This is a genomic window from Clostridium sp. MD294 (assembly GCF_000364165.2).
Classification (GTDB): Bacteria; Bacillota; Clostridia; order Lachnospirales; family Anaerotignaceae; genus Coprocola.
On sequence record NZ_CP097810.1, the window covers coordinates 2,574,847 to 2,589,973 of the forward strand.

Consider the following 15,127-nt stretch of genomic DNA (forward strand, 5'->3'; position numbering starts at 1 on the left):
GCTTCCTCCTTATTTATAAAATTCTGGTTTTTCAACAGCTGCTTTAATGGTTTCAATGCCGCCTGTTTGTTGTGCTTTTACCAAAGCATCTGCAGTAATTGCTGCTAAATAGCCATCCCATGCGTTTGGTCCATTGATAACACCTTGTGCTGCATCATCAACCCAAGCCTGCACTTCTGCATCATAAGCATCCTTAAATCTTACAAAACAGTCAGTATCTATTGTTGTAGCAACGGCTGCATTTTTACGAATACTTGGATAAATTGGAGATGGCATTTTAATTGCACCATCTTCACAAACTACTTCACAGTTAATATCGTATCCAAATTTACAATTTACAAATACTTCTACGTCAATACAAACTCCTTTTTTAGTACGAAGAAGCATAATTTGAGGGTCTTTCAACTCTGAATGAGAATATTTTGTTACTTTTGGTAATATTACTTGTGCAGATTCATATTCATCATCAACTAACCAATGTAATACATCTATTTCATGAATTGCGGTATCGTGCACAGCCATAGGAGTGTTATAATTTGTTCCAACTTCTGGATTTCTATGTGTACAATGCAACATCAAAGGCTCGCCATATTCTCCAGAGATTAAAGCCTCTTTTACTTGCATATATCCTTTGTCATATCTTCTCATAAATCCTAATTGAATAAGATGTTTGCCTGCTTTTACTTCTGCCTCTACTACTTTCAAGCAATCTTCTGCGGTTGTACACAGAGGCTTTTCACAAAAAATTCTTTTACCTGCCTTGATTGCTTCTAAAAGGGAATCAACATGAGCAAAACCAGGTGATACAATAAATACAGCATCTACATTACTATCATTGATTAGAGCGTTTGCATCTGTATAAACTTTTGCCCCACAGATTGCTGCTGCTTGTTTTGCACTTTCCTCAAAAACATCTGACACTGCTACCACTTGTGCCCCTTGAATTTTTTCTGTTAATCTTTTGATATGGTCTTTTCCCATTCCGCCACAACCAATTACACCTACATTTAACATAACAAATTCCTCCTTTTATGATTTCTCTTACTTATTTTGTTTTGTTGTTGTTATACTATCATATTTATGCACGTGAACGCAATATGCCTTTTTCACAAGATATTCTGCTTTTTTTTATTAGATTTTACAATTCCCTATTTTATTATTTTATTTTTACTAAAAATAAAATAAAATACTTGTTTATTATTGGTATAAATATCTATTTTTTCCCAATATGAAAAACAAGTATTTTGTATTTTTATAAGAAATAAAAATGATTTATTATGTACTCGTGCACATTTTATATGTTATACTTTGTTTTGATAAATATTTCTGTATATTGAAATTCATTTTTCGGTTCTTCTCCATAAAAAAATTTTCGAAATAAAGATAGTACAGACTCATAACCTTGTGTATAAGCATCTTGTCCAATTAAAAAATTAATAGTACCATTTAAAAGCCAATGAATATTTTCTTCTATAAAATCATTTGCAATTACTTTTATTTCTTTTTCTTTTTGTGCATTTTTAATTGCTTTACAAACCCCTACAACACCAGAACCAGTAATATAAAATCCTCTAATATTTGTATACTCTTTTAGAGCTTCTTCTGTAATTTTTTCCGCTACCCAATTATCATCATAGCCATATCTTACCCCTATAATTTTGATATCTGGATAACACAATTCTATTTCCTCCACAAAGCTATTTGCTCTATTTTTTAAGGAAAGATTTTCTTCATAGCCAGAAATAATCATAATTTCTCCATTTCCATTTAAAATTTCTCCCATCAGCCCAGCCGCAGTTTGTCCACTTTTTTTGGTATCCTGTCCAATAAAACAAATGCGAGAAGTATTTTCTAAGTCAGAATTAAATGTTAAAACAGGTATATGATATTCTTCTGAAAACTGATTTATCGTTTGCATTAAATACCTGTCCTCTGAAGGAGAAAGTGCAATACTGCTTACATTGTTTTCTTTCATTTTTTCCATAATAGATACTACTTCTCCAGCATTAATGCCATCTATTTTTTGTATATCAACTGTTGCACCTAAGTTTTCCACTTCTTTTTTGGCTGCTTCTAGTCCCTTTAAAACTTCCTGCATAAATGGCGTTTTTGCTGATTGTAATATAACACCTATTTTTATATTTTTTTTTGCCATAGCAAGTGCTCTACCAGCGAGGCTTGGCTGATAACCCAATTCTTTGGCAATCAGTTTAATTTTTTGTTCCACTTCTGGTTTAATGCGACCTCTGTTGTTTAATGCTCTATCAACTGTTCCTCTTGAAACGCCGGCTAACTCTGCAATTTGTTGTAATGTAACTGCCATTTTTTACACCTCTAATACTTCATAATTTTTATGTTTATTATAATACCAATATTTTTATATTTCAATGTTACAATTTTTCTTTATTATTTTACTTCATAAATTTTTATTTTTAAATTTGACTTTCCTATTAAAAAAATTGCTTCAAAAAGATAATAATAGAGCTTAATCTTTTTGATAATTTTAAAATTCATTTTTGAATGAATTAAAAATAAATATAAACATAAAAAATTGCATATAAACGAAGGTCTGCACCAATTGCAAGCAGGGGAAAGGGATATCCCTTTCCATGCTTATTGGGGCGTGTCTACGCTTCGCTCCGGTCGGTACTAAACGAATGTTCACTGGACATTCAGCACCTCCAAACCCCAAATGCAAATTTTTTTGAAATTTGCAAAACGCCTTCGGCGTGGCTTTTCCTTTTCTTGAAATGTCGTTTTTATTGTACTGTATATAAAAATTACTATTAAAAGTAAAACCATTTTTGATAAAATTTTTAAGCAAAAACTTTTAAAATAAAATTATTGGTAAAATTAGATTATCTCTTTAGAAGTTCTTATATGTCGGTATAGCCCGTATTCCCGGGCTTTTCCGGCATTTCAGATATGGAGAGAAGTTCACATATACTCTTATAATCCCTTATGTTTTCCCTCTGGGCAGTAGTAAAAAAGTAGTAAATTCTGCTGACGACTATGCAATCAGTCTTTCCATTTCAGCCCTTGCGGAAGCGAATGTTGCGTGTGCGTAATAGTTCAGCGTCATTGTGATATTGGAGTGTTCCATGATATACTGTAACGCTTTCGGGTTCATTCCGGCATTGGCTAAGTTGGTGCAGAACGTATGGCGCAGGGTGTGGGGTGTCATTACTTTGGGTAAGGCTTCCTCATGGCACTTGTTGTACTTCTTTGCAAGCCCCCGGAACATGGTCGCATAGTTCACATTCGTTTTTGGGCAACCGTCCCGGTTAAGGAAAAGGAAATTGCTGTAACCGTCAATGGTGGTCGTTTTCGCTCCCCTGCAGTTATCCAACACGCGCCCCAACGCTTCATACACTTTTTCACTCATTGGAATTTGTCTGATACCGCTCTGTGTTTTGGGCTTCTCTATGTAGTAGCCTGTTTCCGCGCTCCGTAAAAGCTGGTGGTCTACATTGATTACCCGGTTTTCAAAGTCAAGATCAGTTTCAGTCAACCCGCAGAGTTCGGAAATCCTAAGCCCTGTCCCCAGCAGTATGATAACTTCATCACGGTATTTCTGATAGACGCTATCATTTTGCATAAAGCATAAAAGGCTTTCTTCCTGTTCCGCTGTGAGAGGTACTTTCGGCTCTGTGTCGTCCTCGATCACGGTGTTTAGCTGGAAGTCAAAGGGGTTCTTCCTTATACAGTCGTCCTGTATCGCTGTGTAAAAAGCAGCTTTCAGAGAACGCTTGTCATTGCTTATGGTCTTGTAGGATATTCCCTTTTCTTTCATGCGCAACGCCCATTCTTTCGCGTCGGACAGCTTCACACTGTCAATGGGGCAGGGACCAAGTTTATCCGCTTCCAGCAGCTTCATCAGCCGTTCGCGCCCCTTTGTGGTGTTATGCCTTACGTTCCCTCGGTGGCGGTTCTGCTTCGCGTAAAGCTCGCAGACGGTCATTTTCTTTCCGGTCGTGTCTATCCCATCGTCAAGGTCTTTCTGTATCTCTTTTTCCTTTTCTCTAAGGGATATATCGTCACGCTTTCCGGCAGGGGTCTTGTCCGTAGGCACTAACTTCCACGCATAGACAAATTGCACTTTACCAAAAGTATCGGTATATTTGTAAGCATATCTCCCGTCTTTTCTCTGGCTCTCTCCCGAACGCAAAATGCGGTTTTTATTATCACGTCTTTTCTCCGACATTGTTTTTGCTCCTTTCTGTGTCGGAAAGAGCCTTGATATGCCTGTATTTATTATAGCAGATTTAAAGATTATTTCCACTGTCTTTTTTACTGAATTGCGTCCAACACACCACTTTTTGTTTTCTTTCTTGTTACGCTTTAGAACGCTATTTCCGGGGGTAGGAATATAAATCCTTATCTCCTGTCAATTCCATGTCTGCAAGCCGCCAAAAACAAGCTGAAAAGACTCCCTACTGCGTAACAAACTCCATAATAAATTGAGGGCGAAAGCAGTTTACTGATTTCACCCTCTTGACTGCCCAACAGCAAAGGCGGGAAAAGCTGTCAAGGGCGCGTAGCGCGAAGTTTACCCTTGACAGCTTTTCCTGTCTTTGCTACTTCCTATCGGTCGAAGCGGAATTTCAATATGGATTCTGTTAATCTTGCTTTTAATCTGTCCTGTGTATCGTCATTGATGCGCCCTTTGTACATAGACAGATATTTGATGTGCGCGGTGTAATGCCGCAACACTTCCTCTACCGCTTCCGGCTCTCCAGCAACGGCTTTTTCGATCACTTCAAAAGGTATCAGCTTCTTGTTCCTCATATCCCAATTCCTCCCATTCTTTCCGTAGCTGTTTCAGTGCAACATTTCTCCTGCGGTTTATTGAACTTCTGCAACGTCCGTACAGCCTGCCGATTGCTTCGTCACGATAACCGAGGAAGTAATAAAGCAACAGGACTTCCCGCCTTAAATGCGGCAATCTTGATAATGCTATTGCCAGCCGTTCATCATCAACGATAACTTCCTTTTCCAACACAAGAAATACAGTTGGCTTGTCCTGCTTTTCAAAATAGCTGTCCATAGCGGACGGTTCAAAATGTTTCTCTGACATCAGATAGTCAAGGGATATTTCCCTTTCCTCTTTTCGTTTCAAATCCCGCCAAGCGTTGATTGCTTCATGGCGCAGGACAATCTTACAGAACGCATTGAACGCATACTCGATATGTTCCATGAACCTTTCAGAATATCTCATTTTCTCTCACCCCCTTTCTTCCCAGTAGGGGGCTATTACAGCAAACACCCATACAACAAAAAGCTGCACAGGCATTTGGGTAATATGAGTTATTAAGACATATTAAATGATATAATAGTTCATACTCATAGGCAAAAAATCCCGTTTCGCAAGACAGAATTTTTTTAACAAATCAATGACTGATGAATTTTGCTGATACAGTTTGCATTTCATGGCGGCTAACTCCTTTAGCCGCCATATCTTTAGGCAAAGATTCTCACTTCTTTAGTAAAAGAAACGGCGGCTTTGATTTTCCCAAAGCCGCCGTTTAATGATAGGCGTGTGAAAAGACCTCTGCTTGACGACGGCTTTTTTTCTTTTGCCGTCGTGCGGCAGATTATTATTCTATATTCATTTCTAAATGCCCTGTAAAATTGTTTCCAATAACGCCAATATAGTTCCCGCCTTCCGGCAATGTTATTGTTTCGGAATAGCTACCAGTTGCTTCAAGCAGGATTACCGGATCATCACTACCAGAAACCCAAAACACTTGCGCTGTTCCCTCGGTAATTTCCAAGTCAAAGGAAACAGAAATATCTTTGCCATTTTCGCGCTCAATAGAAGTTCCACCAAAGAGATATTCTGTTTTAGAAAAATCCTTATAATCTGCCGTATACGTCCCGGTATAGCAATCTTCCCCATATGTCCGATTTCCTTTCAGTGAAAAATCGCTTGTGAGTGCTGTATTTCCAGCTATTTGGACAACACTATTATACTGATCTAAGATTTCATCTTTTGAACACCCTGCAAGTGTCAAACCAAATATCAAAACAATCATTGAAAGGAAATGGAAACTTATTTTCTTATAGCGCATATCATCAGCCTTTCTATTTTTTAATTCCAAACCTATAACTGCCCTTATTCATTCGTTGGTTCTGTATAATTGCTTTGCACAACGGCAGGAAGTTCATCATATTGCACTTCTTTCCATTCAAGAACACCTCGGATTGGCATTACTGTTAAACGGATAAAAGCTCCCTCTTTCAATTCCTTTGATGTTCCGAATGTAATGTCTTTTCCTTTTCCATTCTCATCGTAAGAAAATAAAGTGTATGAGTAATCCATACTTCCACTAAAGTTAATTACACCGCCTTTTGATTCGGTCTGTTCTATTTTACTGTTATCAATCTGTGAATAATAGTATGTGCTGCCAGTTCCCGAAAGAAACCACATACAAAAACCAATAAAACCTACAACAATTATTACAACTACCGCAATCCCGATAGATAATTTTTTCTTCATTCCTATATCCTCCGCTTACCAACCTTTTTTTGTTATTGTTTTTTTTTGTTTTTTTGCTGCCTTGACTGGCACGTTTCCTTTTGCAGTGAACACGAAAACAGCAGTAATCATCAATGCGACAATCATACTAATCAGACAGATGAACACATTCCAATGTACAGCCGGATCGTAGCTTCTGTAACTGATTAAGCCTAAACTTGCAGTAACAGGATAAACATTTGCTAACGTAACATTTCCAGAGGCAAACATACCGCCATAGCCATAAACAAAAGCAATAATTGTTCCAATCATGTGTCCGTTTGGTATACGGGCGGCGAATGCAATAACAGGCATGACACCAATATACAAAAACAGGCAGTTAAAAATAATCTGGATAAATGTCTGCAATACTGATGTTACAGAAATTCCCGGAAATCCCATCATCAGATCAGCGATTACCGTAAATGCCGCACTTACCAGTCCAAAAAACAAAGAAAGCAATGCACATACAAGCAACTTCCCCCACAACAAGCTGCTATACGAAACAGGTATCGTCAAAATGCTTTTCAGCGTATCGTCTTTTCCTTCCCTTGCTATGATATATCCGGCAATGAGGGCAATGCACATGGGGAAAATCGTTGTGGCATTGTTTTTGATTACCTGCTCTGTAAAAAAGGAAAATGTCCAAACCGTTCCGTCCAATGCGGTTGTGGAAAAAAGCGTTAATACGACAGAGAGCAGCATTAGGAAAACACCTGCCCATATCATATGATACCGTTTTAATTTCCATATTTCGGTCTTAACCATGCGAAACATATCATTCATCCCCTCTCTTTTTATACATATAATCAACCAATATAACAGAAAGCAAAGCAATAACGGCTAAAATAATAATTGTCTGAAATGTAGTCGGAATTAAATATTCTAGCATCCCCACGCCGTCCATAGCTCCATGTGCGGTTAAATTCCCTGCACTCCAAAGGGTTGTAAGCGGAATTGGCATTAACCAGCACATCACTTTAGGCAGTGCGCCAAAAGATGATTCGGCTGTCAAACTTAGGACACTGTAAAAAACACATAATAAAACAGAAAATACATAATTCTTACTAAAGAAAACTACGAGAACGACTAACGGCAGCGTCCCGGCGGTAATAAAAATTCCCATTTCCAGCGCAAAAAATAATCTGTAAGCAATGCTGTTTACTTCTGTAATCATCCCACCGCACAGGATTGATATAAAAGCCGATGTCAGACTAAAAATACTCCCAAAAAAGAACAAAACAATTATTTTTGCCAAAATCATCTGTGTGCTTGTGACAGGGATTGTGCGCAGATTTTTAAATGTATCATTATCCCGTTCCATAAAAAAGAGCATGGCTGCCATCACCCCGATCACGCATGGCAAAAGAAGTTCTACCCCATATCCCATAACAAACTGAAAATAATCATTAAAAATATCTATTTTGCTGTCATATTGTCCTGCTGTCTGCGGCATTGTCATCAATGCTGTCAGCGGCACGGGAAATAAAAACGCCGAAAGAACAACCAGCCATATAAATTTTTTTCGCTTCAATTTTGAAAACTCACAAATAACAAGTTTAAGCAATCCCTTCACCCCCTGTTACACGTTTGAAGTAATCTTCAAGGCTTTCTTCACAAGTATGGGCTTCCGATACTTCCAAGCCATTTTCTACAAAAGCAGTAACAATTTTTCCTATTGGTAAATCAAGGTTATGCACCTGTATATTGTGGTCATCCTGTATGGTAAACTGGCTTTCATGGAAGATACGCTCTAAAATTCTTGCCGCTTGTGCCGTATCAGAAACAACAAATCGGATATGTTTGCTGCTCTTTGCTTCCAGTTCTGCAAGACTTTCTTCTTCCAGCAATGTACCGTGGTCGATAATGCCTATATCGTCTGCCAAAAGTGCAATTTCGGAAAGGATATGGCTGGAAATCAATATTGTTTTTCCACGCTCATTGCAGAGATCACGGATAAAGGAACGGACTTCTGCAATTCCAATCGGGTCAAGACCGTTGATCGGTTCATCCAAAATCAAAAGCTCCGGGTCGTGCATAATGGCAAGTGCAATCGCCAGTCGCTGCTTCATGCCAAGTGAATATTGGGAAAACAGCTTTTTATCTTTGTAAGGCAGACCAACTAAATCAAGTGCATTTTTAATTGCGTTGCGGTTCGGCACTCCCCGCAGGGTAGCAAAAATGCGCAGATTTTCGGTAGCTGTAAGATTAGGATAGAAGCCGGGGGATTCAATCAGACTGCCAATACGGGGCAACAGCTTTTTTTCATTTGCCTGTAAGGGCTTCCCCCAAATCGTCACTTCCCCAGAAGTCGGCTGTGTAAGTCCAAGCAGCATCTTCATAGTCGTTGTCTTTCCGGCTCCATTTCTGCCAAGCAGACCATAGATACGTCCTTTTTGAACATGAATGTTCAGATTGGCAACACTTTTTTGTGTTCCGTATTGCTTTGTAAGATTTTTCGTTTCAATTACATATTTGCTCATTGCGAAACCTCCCTTTTATGAAATAAAAGTTTTTCATGTCTGCCATTCTACCACGCCAACCTTGCATTAACCTTGCACCAATCTTGCATTAACCTTGCAATTTGGAAAAGGCGATTTTTACAAATAATTACTCCCGCCATAGGGTGGCGGGGGCTGATTAGTTTATCAAAGGGAAAAACAGGGTGAAAATTGTTCCTTTTCCCGGTGTGCTGTCTGCCGTTATTGTTCCGTTTAATTTATCAACAAGCTCATGTACGATAGACAGACCAAGACCGCTGCCTTTTTCAGACCGCCCTTTATCGCATTTATACAGCCGATCAAAAATATGCTTTAAGTCCTCCTTGCCAATCCCTATTCCATTATCAGACAGGAGAATTTTTATATTCCTGTTCTGTTCCGATAAAGCGACTTCAATTTTATCTGCATGGCTATGGGAGATTACATTTTGTATAAGGTTGTTTAATATCCGCATATATCCGTCTGGGTCAATCTGCACCCGGAAAGGCTGTTCTGGAATGTCAATCGTGAAATCTACCTGTGTATCTTCAAATATCGGTATCCAGTCGATTAGTATATTCCGTGTCAGCTCTGTTAAATCAATCTCCGCTATGTTCATGGAAAATTCATTAGAACCTAACCTAAACCAATCAAAAAGCACATCTATATATTCTTTCAAGTCATGCGCTTTCCGGCGGGCAGTTTCGATATAGTCATCACGTTCTTTTCCGTCAACAATCCCCTTGTGTGCAGCGTCTAAATACCCAATCAAAGTGGTAAGCGGTGTCCTTACATCATGGGAAAGGCTCGTCATAAGCTGCCTGTTTGTTTCGTCCGTCTGGTGATAGGCAGAAAGCCTTTTTTCATAAGACAGGATAATATCGTTGATTGCATAAGCAAGAGGGGCAACAAGCTCATGTGTTTCTGCTAAAATACGCCTGTTTCCATTCCCATTTTTTATATCTTCCAAAGCGTCAGATATTTCCGAAATCTGCTTTTTTACACGCCGGACGGTCAGCGCAGAACTGCAAACAGATAAAAGGACAATCACTATTTCAATCACAATGATAGCTTCTGTATACAATGGTCATACCTCCTTACTGAAACGGTAGCCAATCCCTTTTACTGTCTGGATATATTTAGGGCTCCCGGGATTTTCTTCTATTTTTTTCCGTAAACGGCTAATGATTGCCATAATATTACTATCATCATACACATATTCCTCGCCCCATACCTTTTCATATATTTGCTGTTTTGTTAGTATTTTTCCTTGATTTTTAGCAAGGAACAGAAGAAGATCAAATTCTTTCGGGGGAATTTCATATTCTCCATTTATTGTGACAATGGAACGGCTATTAAAATCAATCGTCAACCCGTCAAACTCAAATTTCTGTGTCTGTCCGTCTTTTTGGTTGAAGCGGGTATAGCGTCTAATCAATGAAACAATACGGGCAACCAGCTCGTCCATATCAAAAGGTTTTGTTAAATAATCATCGGCTCCCGCCCGCAAGCCACGCACTTTTGAAGCACTGTCATTTTTTGATGTAAACATTAAAATAGGTAGACTGCTTTCCTGTCTAATCTGTTCTAATGTTTCAAAACCATCGAAACCGGGCATCATTACGTCCAGTATGACGAGCTGGTATTCCTTTTCTTTTAGTTGTAGCAAGCCGGATTTCCCGGAATAGCAGCAGTCAGCTTCTATACTCTCTTGTAAAATACTTTGTTTAATCAATGCACAAAGCTCTTTATCATCATCAATAATTAAAACTTTATTCATGTTTTTTCTTCCTTTCTGCTTTCAAGCGGGCATCTGTTGGTTTTTCAGCGTTCTTTGGTATCAACCACAAGCGGCTGAATTTTGCCACACCCGGTATACGGTTTTCCTCACATAACTTTTGCACCCGTCTTTCTGAAATGCCCCATTTTTGCGCCGCTTCCGGGGCAGAAATAAACTCTAACATTTTCGGTCTCCCTCGCTTTCCTAAGGTCTATTGCTATAATTATATACGGTCAGCCGAATAAATTCAAGAAATTAAATAATGCTTGGCATTTTAATCGTCTTGTACGGTGTTGTAGGTAGTGAGAGAACTATCACGAGGGTTTGGGATATTTCCCAACAAGCAAATCTGTCCGGCAAGCCGCATACGGGCAGATTTACGGAAAAGGGTACTCTTTTCCTATGCTTGCTCCGAAACTTATTCTTCTTTGAAAACGTAATTTACGGCGGATTTTCATTACCCGAAACAACAGCCCTACTCGCATGGAAAAGCATTTTCCGTTTAGAGCAGTGAAAATTCCCCTTGTGTTGACAGAACTGTTGTTCCGGGGATTTCCCGATAAAGGGCTTTTACTCCCTGTGCATAACAACCGTAACTTTGCTATTATCAGATTATCGGCGCAGGGTAAGCGTTCTCAGTAATTCGGATTGCTGTTCTCTTGGGGGAAACAGTTCCGGGCATGGAGCCGACAATCGCGTCCAGTCTGTAAATGCTAAACCTTATACTGTTTGAGAATATCATTTTGATACTGATCTTTAGAATCTCTCTATAAATTTCCAATGTTTTTGTATGCCTGTTCCTTTCGTTTCCATTCCGGCGGCTGTATTGTTTTTCCGATAGAGAGAGAGGGAAGGATAGGAAGGGAAAGGAATAGTATTTTATAAATCAGTATTTATTTATATCTTTATTTAATTGCATTGGATTTTCCGACGTCGGATTACCCGGTATCGGAAAATCCAATATCGGGTTTCCCAATATCGGACGGTTCATGTTGTGTCTTGCTTGGAAAATCGCCATAGCTTCATTACCCATTTTGCTTTGTATTTGTTACGCTATAGAACGCCATTTTGCCGGGTTAAGGTATAAATCCTTGCCCTCAATAAAAATGCGCCCAGAAAGCCGCATATAACAAGGCTCTTGTTGCTCCTAATGCGTAACATAAGGGTATAAAAAAGCGGCGTTCCTGTTCTCCTTGTTTGGAGATAAAGAAACGCCGTGCCTTTGGAGTATTTCTTTATTCAGTTTTTCAATGCTGGGGGCTGGTGTTTGGGCTTGCAGGATTCCGGGCGGCATATCAAGGCTCTTTCCCTCAAAAGTAGTAAATTGGTAGTAAATTTCGCTTGAAATCCTGCGTGTATGTCCGTAAATCAAGGCTTTTTTGAGATAATCAACCATTTTTACAAAAAAACGAGTGAAAAATATTTTATTTTTTGCTCGTTTTTTGCTTTATAAAATTGTCATTCTTTCTGCACCTTTTTGTCATTCTTTTTGTCCCTTTACAGCTACGAGCAGATGTCGCGGAAGTATTCGGAAGAATACTATACCTTGAAAGAGGAACTTGCGGAAATCAAAGAGCAGTTGTCCGCTTTTGAGAACGCGGGAGGACGGGCGCAGAGGTTTGTGAAGCTGACAGAACGATACGCCGACTTTGCCGAACTCACCCCCGCCATTCTCAACGAGTTTATCAGCAAAATCGAAGTGCATGAGCGCGACCAGAAACGGGCGAGATACGCCATTCAGCATATCAGGATATACTTCAACCATATCGGCAAATTTGAGAACGAACTGACACAGCTTGCAGAGCCGACAGAGCAGGAAATCAGACAAATGCGGGAGGAAATCGAAGAAGCGAAAAAGGAAAAGAGCCGCGCCTACTACTGGGAATATTCCAGAGCCTACCGCGCTAAAAATATTGAAAAGCAACGGGAGTATGACCGTATCAAAGCGCGGGAATACAGAGCGAGAAAAAAGGCGCAAGCCGCCGCAACCGCACAGTAAAACCAAACAGCCAACAGCTAAGAGGGATTTTCCAATTACGGGAAATCCCTTTTTCACGCCCAAAGAAAGGAGCGACCTATTGACAGAAAAGAACAAAACCCCCACCCCGCCCCGAAAGCCGGACGGTATCATCACGACACACAGGAACGGGCAGACCATTGTTGCGGAGCTGTTTTTCAACCACAGCGGCACAGAAACATTCCGCGACAAGCTGCTGAAAATAATACTTGCAGACAAGCAGGAATAAAACGGGAAAACGATTATCTGCAAAAATCCATTCCATTCCTATCCTATCCATTCCACACCAGACATGAAAGGAGCGATTGACCCGTGGCAAAGACCAAAGCCGAAAAAATCACAAGCATTGAGGAAGAAATCCGACAGCTTGAAAACAGGCGCAGACAGCTTGTGCAGGAGCAAAAGGCACAGGAACGCAAGGACAGGACAAAACGCCTATACCGCCGCATGGGGCTTTTTGAAAGCCTTGTCCCCGACACAATACCGCTGACAGAGGAACAATTCAAGACCTTCCTTGAAAAAACGTAATGACCAACCACGTCCGCCGCATACTGGACGAATTGACCGCCCAGAACGCCCCCACAGCCCCCGCACAGGGCGCGGAAACGGCGGCACAGGGTAACACGCCACTCACCGCCAAAACCACCCATATAGCCCGCGAGGACGGCGCAGGCGGGAGCCAGAACGGGGACGAGGCGCAAGGGCAACGGGCTCGCGCCCCTACCCTTGCAGACGACGTTTTGTGCCTCTCGGCACAAAAGGACGGGGGAACGACCCGCAGAAAGGAGGACAGACCATAGCAATTTTTGGAGTTTTATTAGACCGATAAACTGGAAGCTGTTTGAATGGATTACTCTGGGAAAATAAGTTCTAATAAATGAACTGCTGTTTTCCCACCACGCTGTATACCATCAAGACAGGCCATACAATAGCAAACAACTTTTTCTGTTTCGATTTGTTGGCAGTAATTTTGAAGCCATAAATCTTCTTTCTCCTTAGGAATAGGATTGTACTTATCAGCACCATTTACTACATACCGCCTCGGAGCAAATTTTTTCTCAATATCTGTACATGGCTCCAATAAGTCTGCACCACAAAATTTTGTATTTTCATAATTTTCTTCCAATTCAATGACTGTTATATTCATTTTGTGAAGAAGGGAACGGATTGCATTCTGCACAGACCGCTTTTCATATGCACGCCAGCAATCTTGAATGGTCATTTTCTCGCCATGATAATCAGGAAATGGAAATTCTGGGTCATTATCAATAATTTGCCAAACAAATTCAATTTTCTGTACGGCACTGCTTTCTTCCATAATAGCCGCACAGTTATTACAAATAACTACTGCCGTATCCTCAGGACATACCTTGCTGCAAAACACCTTACAACACCCAACCGTTGTTACTTTCTCTTTTATCTCAAGATATCGCTGCAACTTTTGACTTGCACTTTTATATTTTCCCTTTACTTTACAGCTTGGCAAAAAAATTTTTTTCATTTAGGAACACCCCCATAAATTCCGATTTATCGGTTTGTACTGGGGAAAATTATACCATACCCAATCACGAAAAACAATCCCCATTCTACGCCGTTCCGACTATCTAGGCCGTCAAGTGACGAGTAGTATTTTTTCGCAAAGGGCGCGAAAAAATCTCCACTCTTAAACCCTTGACCGTCTGGATTTTTGCCGTTGCCATTTCGCCGCCGAAAACGGGGAACAGGATTTTACAACCCTGCTCCCGCTTTCGTCCGCTTCATTCTAACGGCAAAACCGTCTGCACTACTGCGGCGGCTGGCGGTAAGTTTTGCGGTGGCTCTGCCCCCGCGCCCCCGACCTCTCCCAAAGAACAGAATGGAATGTTACGCAATAGGGCTTGAAAAGGCTTGATTTTTAAGGCGTTGCAGATACGAAAATTCATAGGTAAGGGTTTTATACTACCTACTCATGAAAACGGCTTCTAAGCGTCCACAGGCGCGTTTTATGCCCCTTTTTATGCCCCGTTTCCCGCCATGCCGAAAAGTTTTCCGTCAATAACTTAAAAAAGCACTTGACAAAACGCTTCATGGGGAACTTCTGAGGACATCAAACCTTTTATTGACCCAAAATTTCAAAACAACATTTTATTAACACAAACAGAAAGAATTATGATGGGCAGAAACAAAATACCCAAATATAATATCAATAAAAATGTACTTGTGATAGGTGGTTCAGGAAGTGGTAAGACAAGGTATCACGTTAAGCCAAATTTAATGCAAATGAACTCATCATATGTAATAACAGACCCAAAAGGGTTAATCTGTTAAGGACAGAGGAAATAAAGCCGCAGAAA

The 15,127-nt window shown here is 40.1% G+C and carries 15 protein-coding genes and 3 pseudogenes; 4 read left to right on the forward strand and 14 right to left on the reverse strand.

All coding sequences use genetic code 11. The features are described from left to right. Window positions 1–9: 9 nt before the first annotated feature. From C820_RS12685 to C820_RS12745, 13 genes are all read right to left on the reverse strand, one after another. Complete coding sequence (locus tag C820_RS12685; protein ID WP_004033200.1) at window positions 10–1,014, reverse strand: Gfo/Idh/MocA family protein; 1,005 nt, start codon at window positions 1,012–1,014, stop codon at window positions 10–12. Between the two features lie 280 nt (window positions 1,015–1,294). After that, window positions 1,295–2,323 (reverse strand): LacI family DNA-binding transcriptional regulator, encoded by a 1,029-nt coding sequence (locus tag C820_RS12690; RefSeq protein WP_004033198.1) that lies wholly within the window; start codon window positions 2,321–2,323, stop codon window positions 1,295–1,297. Window positions 2,324–3,010: 687 nt separating this feature from the next. After that, entirely contained in the window at window positions 3,011–4,204 is a 1,194-nt protein-coding gene (locus tag C820_RS12695; RefSeq protein ID WP_004033197.1) for a site-specific integrase, read from the reverse strand. 380 nt (window positions 4,205–4,584) lie between these two features. After that, window positions 4,585–4,788 carry a helix-turn-helix domain-containing protein gene (locus tag C820_RS12700; protein WP_004033195.1) on the reverse strand — a complete coding sequence of 68 codons (204 nt, stop codon included), beginning with the start codon at window positions 4,786–4,788 and terminating at the stop codon, window positions 4,585–4,587. Next, window positions 4,760–5,218 (reverse strand): RNA polymerase sigma factor, encoded by a 459-nt coding sequence (locus tag C820_RS12705; RefSeq protein WP_004033194.1) that lies wholly within the window; start codon window positions 5,216–5,218, stop codon window positions 4,760–4,762. Before C820_RS12705 ends, C820_RS12700 begins: the two co-directional genes overlap by 29 nt. Before the next feature lie 379 nt (window positions 5,219–5,597). Further along, window positions 5,598–6,101, reverse strand: a complete 504-nt coding sequence (locus tag C820_RS12710; RefSeq protein WP_502799855.1) for a hypothetical protein — start codon at window positions 6,099–6,101, stop codon at window positions 5,598–5,600. A gap of 14 nt (window positions 6,102–6,115) precedes the next feature. Beyond that, complete coding sequence (locus C820_RS12715; RefSeq protein WP_004033190.1) at window positions 6,116–6,499, reverse strand: YxeA family protein; 384 nt, start codon at window positions 6,497–6,499, stop codon at window positions 6,116–6,118. A 15-nt stretch (window positions 6,500–6,514) separates the two neighbouring features. Continuing rightward, complete coding sequence (locus C820_RS12720; RefSeq protein WP_004033188.1) at window positions 6,515–7,294, reverse strand: ABC transporter permease; 780 nt, start codon at window positions 7,292–7,294, stop codon at window positions 6,515–6,517. Window position 7,295: 1 nt separating this feature from the next. After that, window positions 7,296–8,084, reverse strand: a complete 789-nt coding sequence (locus tag C820_RS12725) for an ABC transporter permease (protein ID WP_004033186.1) — start codon at window positions 8,082–8,084, stop codon at window positions 7,296–7,298. Further along, the gene (locus C820_RS12730) at window positions 8,077–9,000 is read right to left on the reverse strand and encodes an ABC transporter ATP-binding protein (protein WP_004033185.1); all 924 of its coding nucleotides are present in this window, start codon (window positions 8,998–9,000) and stop codon (window positions 8,077–8,079) included. The genes C820_RS12725 and C820_RS12730 overlap by 8 nt, the downstream gene beginning before the upstream one ends. A gap of 157 nt (window positions 9,001–9,157) precedes the next feature. Beyond that, the gene (locus C820_RS12735) at window positions 9,158–10,081 is read right to left on the reverse strand and encodes a sensor histidine kinase (RefSeq protein ID WP_004033184.1); all 924 of its coding nucleotides are present in this window, start codon (window positions 10,079–10,081) and stop codon (window positions 9,158–9,160) included. A gap of 3 nt (window positions 10,082–10,084) precedes the next feature. After that, window positions 10,085–10,777 (reverse strand): response regulator transcription factor, encoded by a 693-nt coding sequence (locus C820_RS12740; RefSeq protein WP_004033183.1) that lies wholly within the window; start codon window positions 10,775–10,777, stop codon window positions 10,085–10,087. Beyond that, on the reverse strand, window positions 10,770–10,961 hold the full coding sequence (locus C820_RS12745) for a helix-turn-helix domain-containing protein (RefSeq protein WP_004033181.1): 192 nt from the start codon (window positions 10,959–10,961) through the stop codon (window positions 10,770–10,772). Before C820_RS12745 ends, C820_RS12740 begins: the two co-directional genes overlap by 8 nt. A 1,320-nt stretch (window positions 10,962–12,281) precedes the next feature. Between C820_RS12745 and C820_RS12750 the strand changes: the two are divergent. The 3 genes and pseudogenes from C820_RS12750 to C820_RS14605 all read left to right on the forward strand — a co-directional run. Next, window positions 12,282–12,776: pseudogene (locus tag C820_RS12750) on the forward strand (DUF4368 domain-containing protein); the annotation flags it as partial. A 79-nt stretch (window positions 12,777–12,855) separates the two neighbouring features. Beyond that, window positions 12,856–13,011, forward strand: a pseudogene (locus C820_RS12755) (transposon-encoded TnpW family protein); the annotation flags it as partial. Between the two features lie 95 nt (window positions 13,012–13,106). Continuing rightward, complete coding sequence (locus C820_RS14605) at window positions 13,107–13,322, forward strand: DUF3847 domain-containing protein (protein ID WP_347562951.1); 216 nt, start codon at window positions 13,107–13,109, stop codon at window positions 13,320–13,322. A gap of 322 nt (window positions 13,323–13,644) precedes the next feature. On the opposite strand, the gene C820_RS12765 is transcribed toward C820_RS14605, so the two are convergent. Continuing rightward, window positions 13,645–14,295: a hypothetical protein gene (locus C820_RS12765; protein ID WP_004033176.1), complete on the reverse strand. Its 651-nt coding sequence runs from the start codon at window positions 14,293–14,295 to the stop codon at window positions 13,645–13,647. Between the two features lie 557 nt (window positions 14,296–14,852). Between C820_RS12765 and C820_RS12770 the strand changes: the two are divergent. After that, window positions 14,853–15,095 (forward strand): annotated as a pseudogene (locus tag C820_RS12770) (type IV secretory system conjugative DNA transfer family protein); the annotation flags it as partial. Window positions 15,096–15,127: the final 32 nt, after the last annotated feature.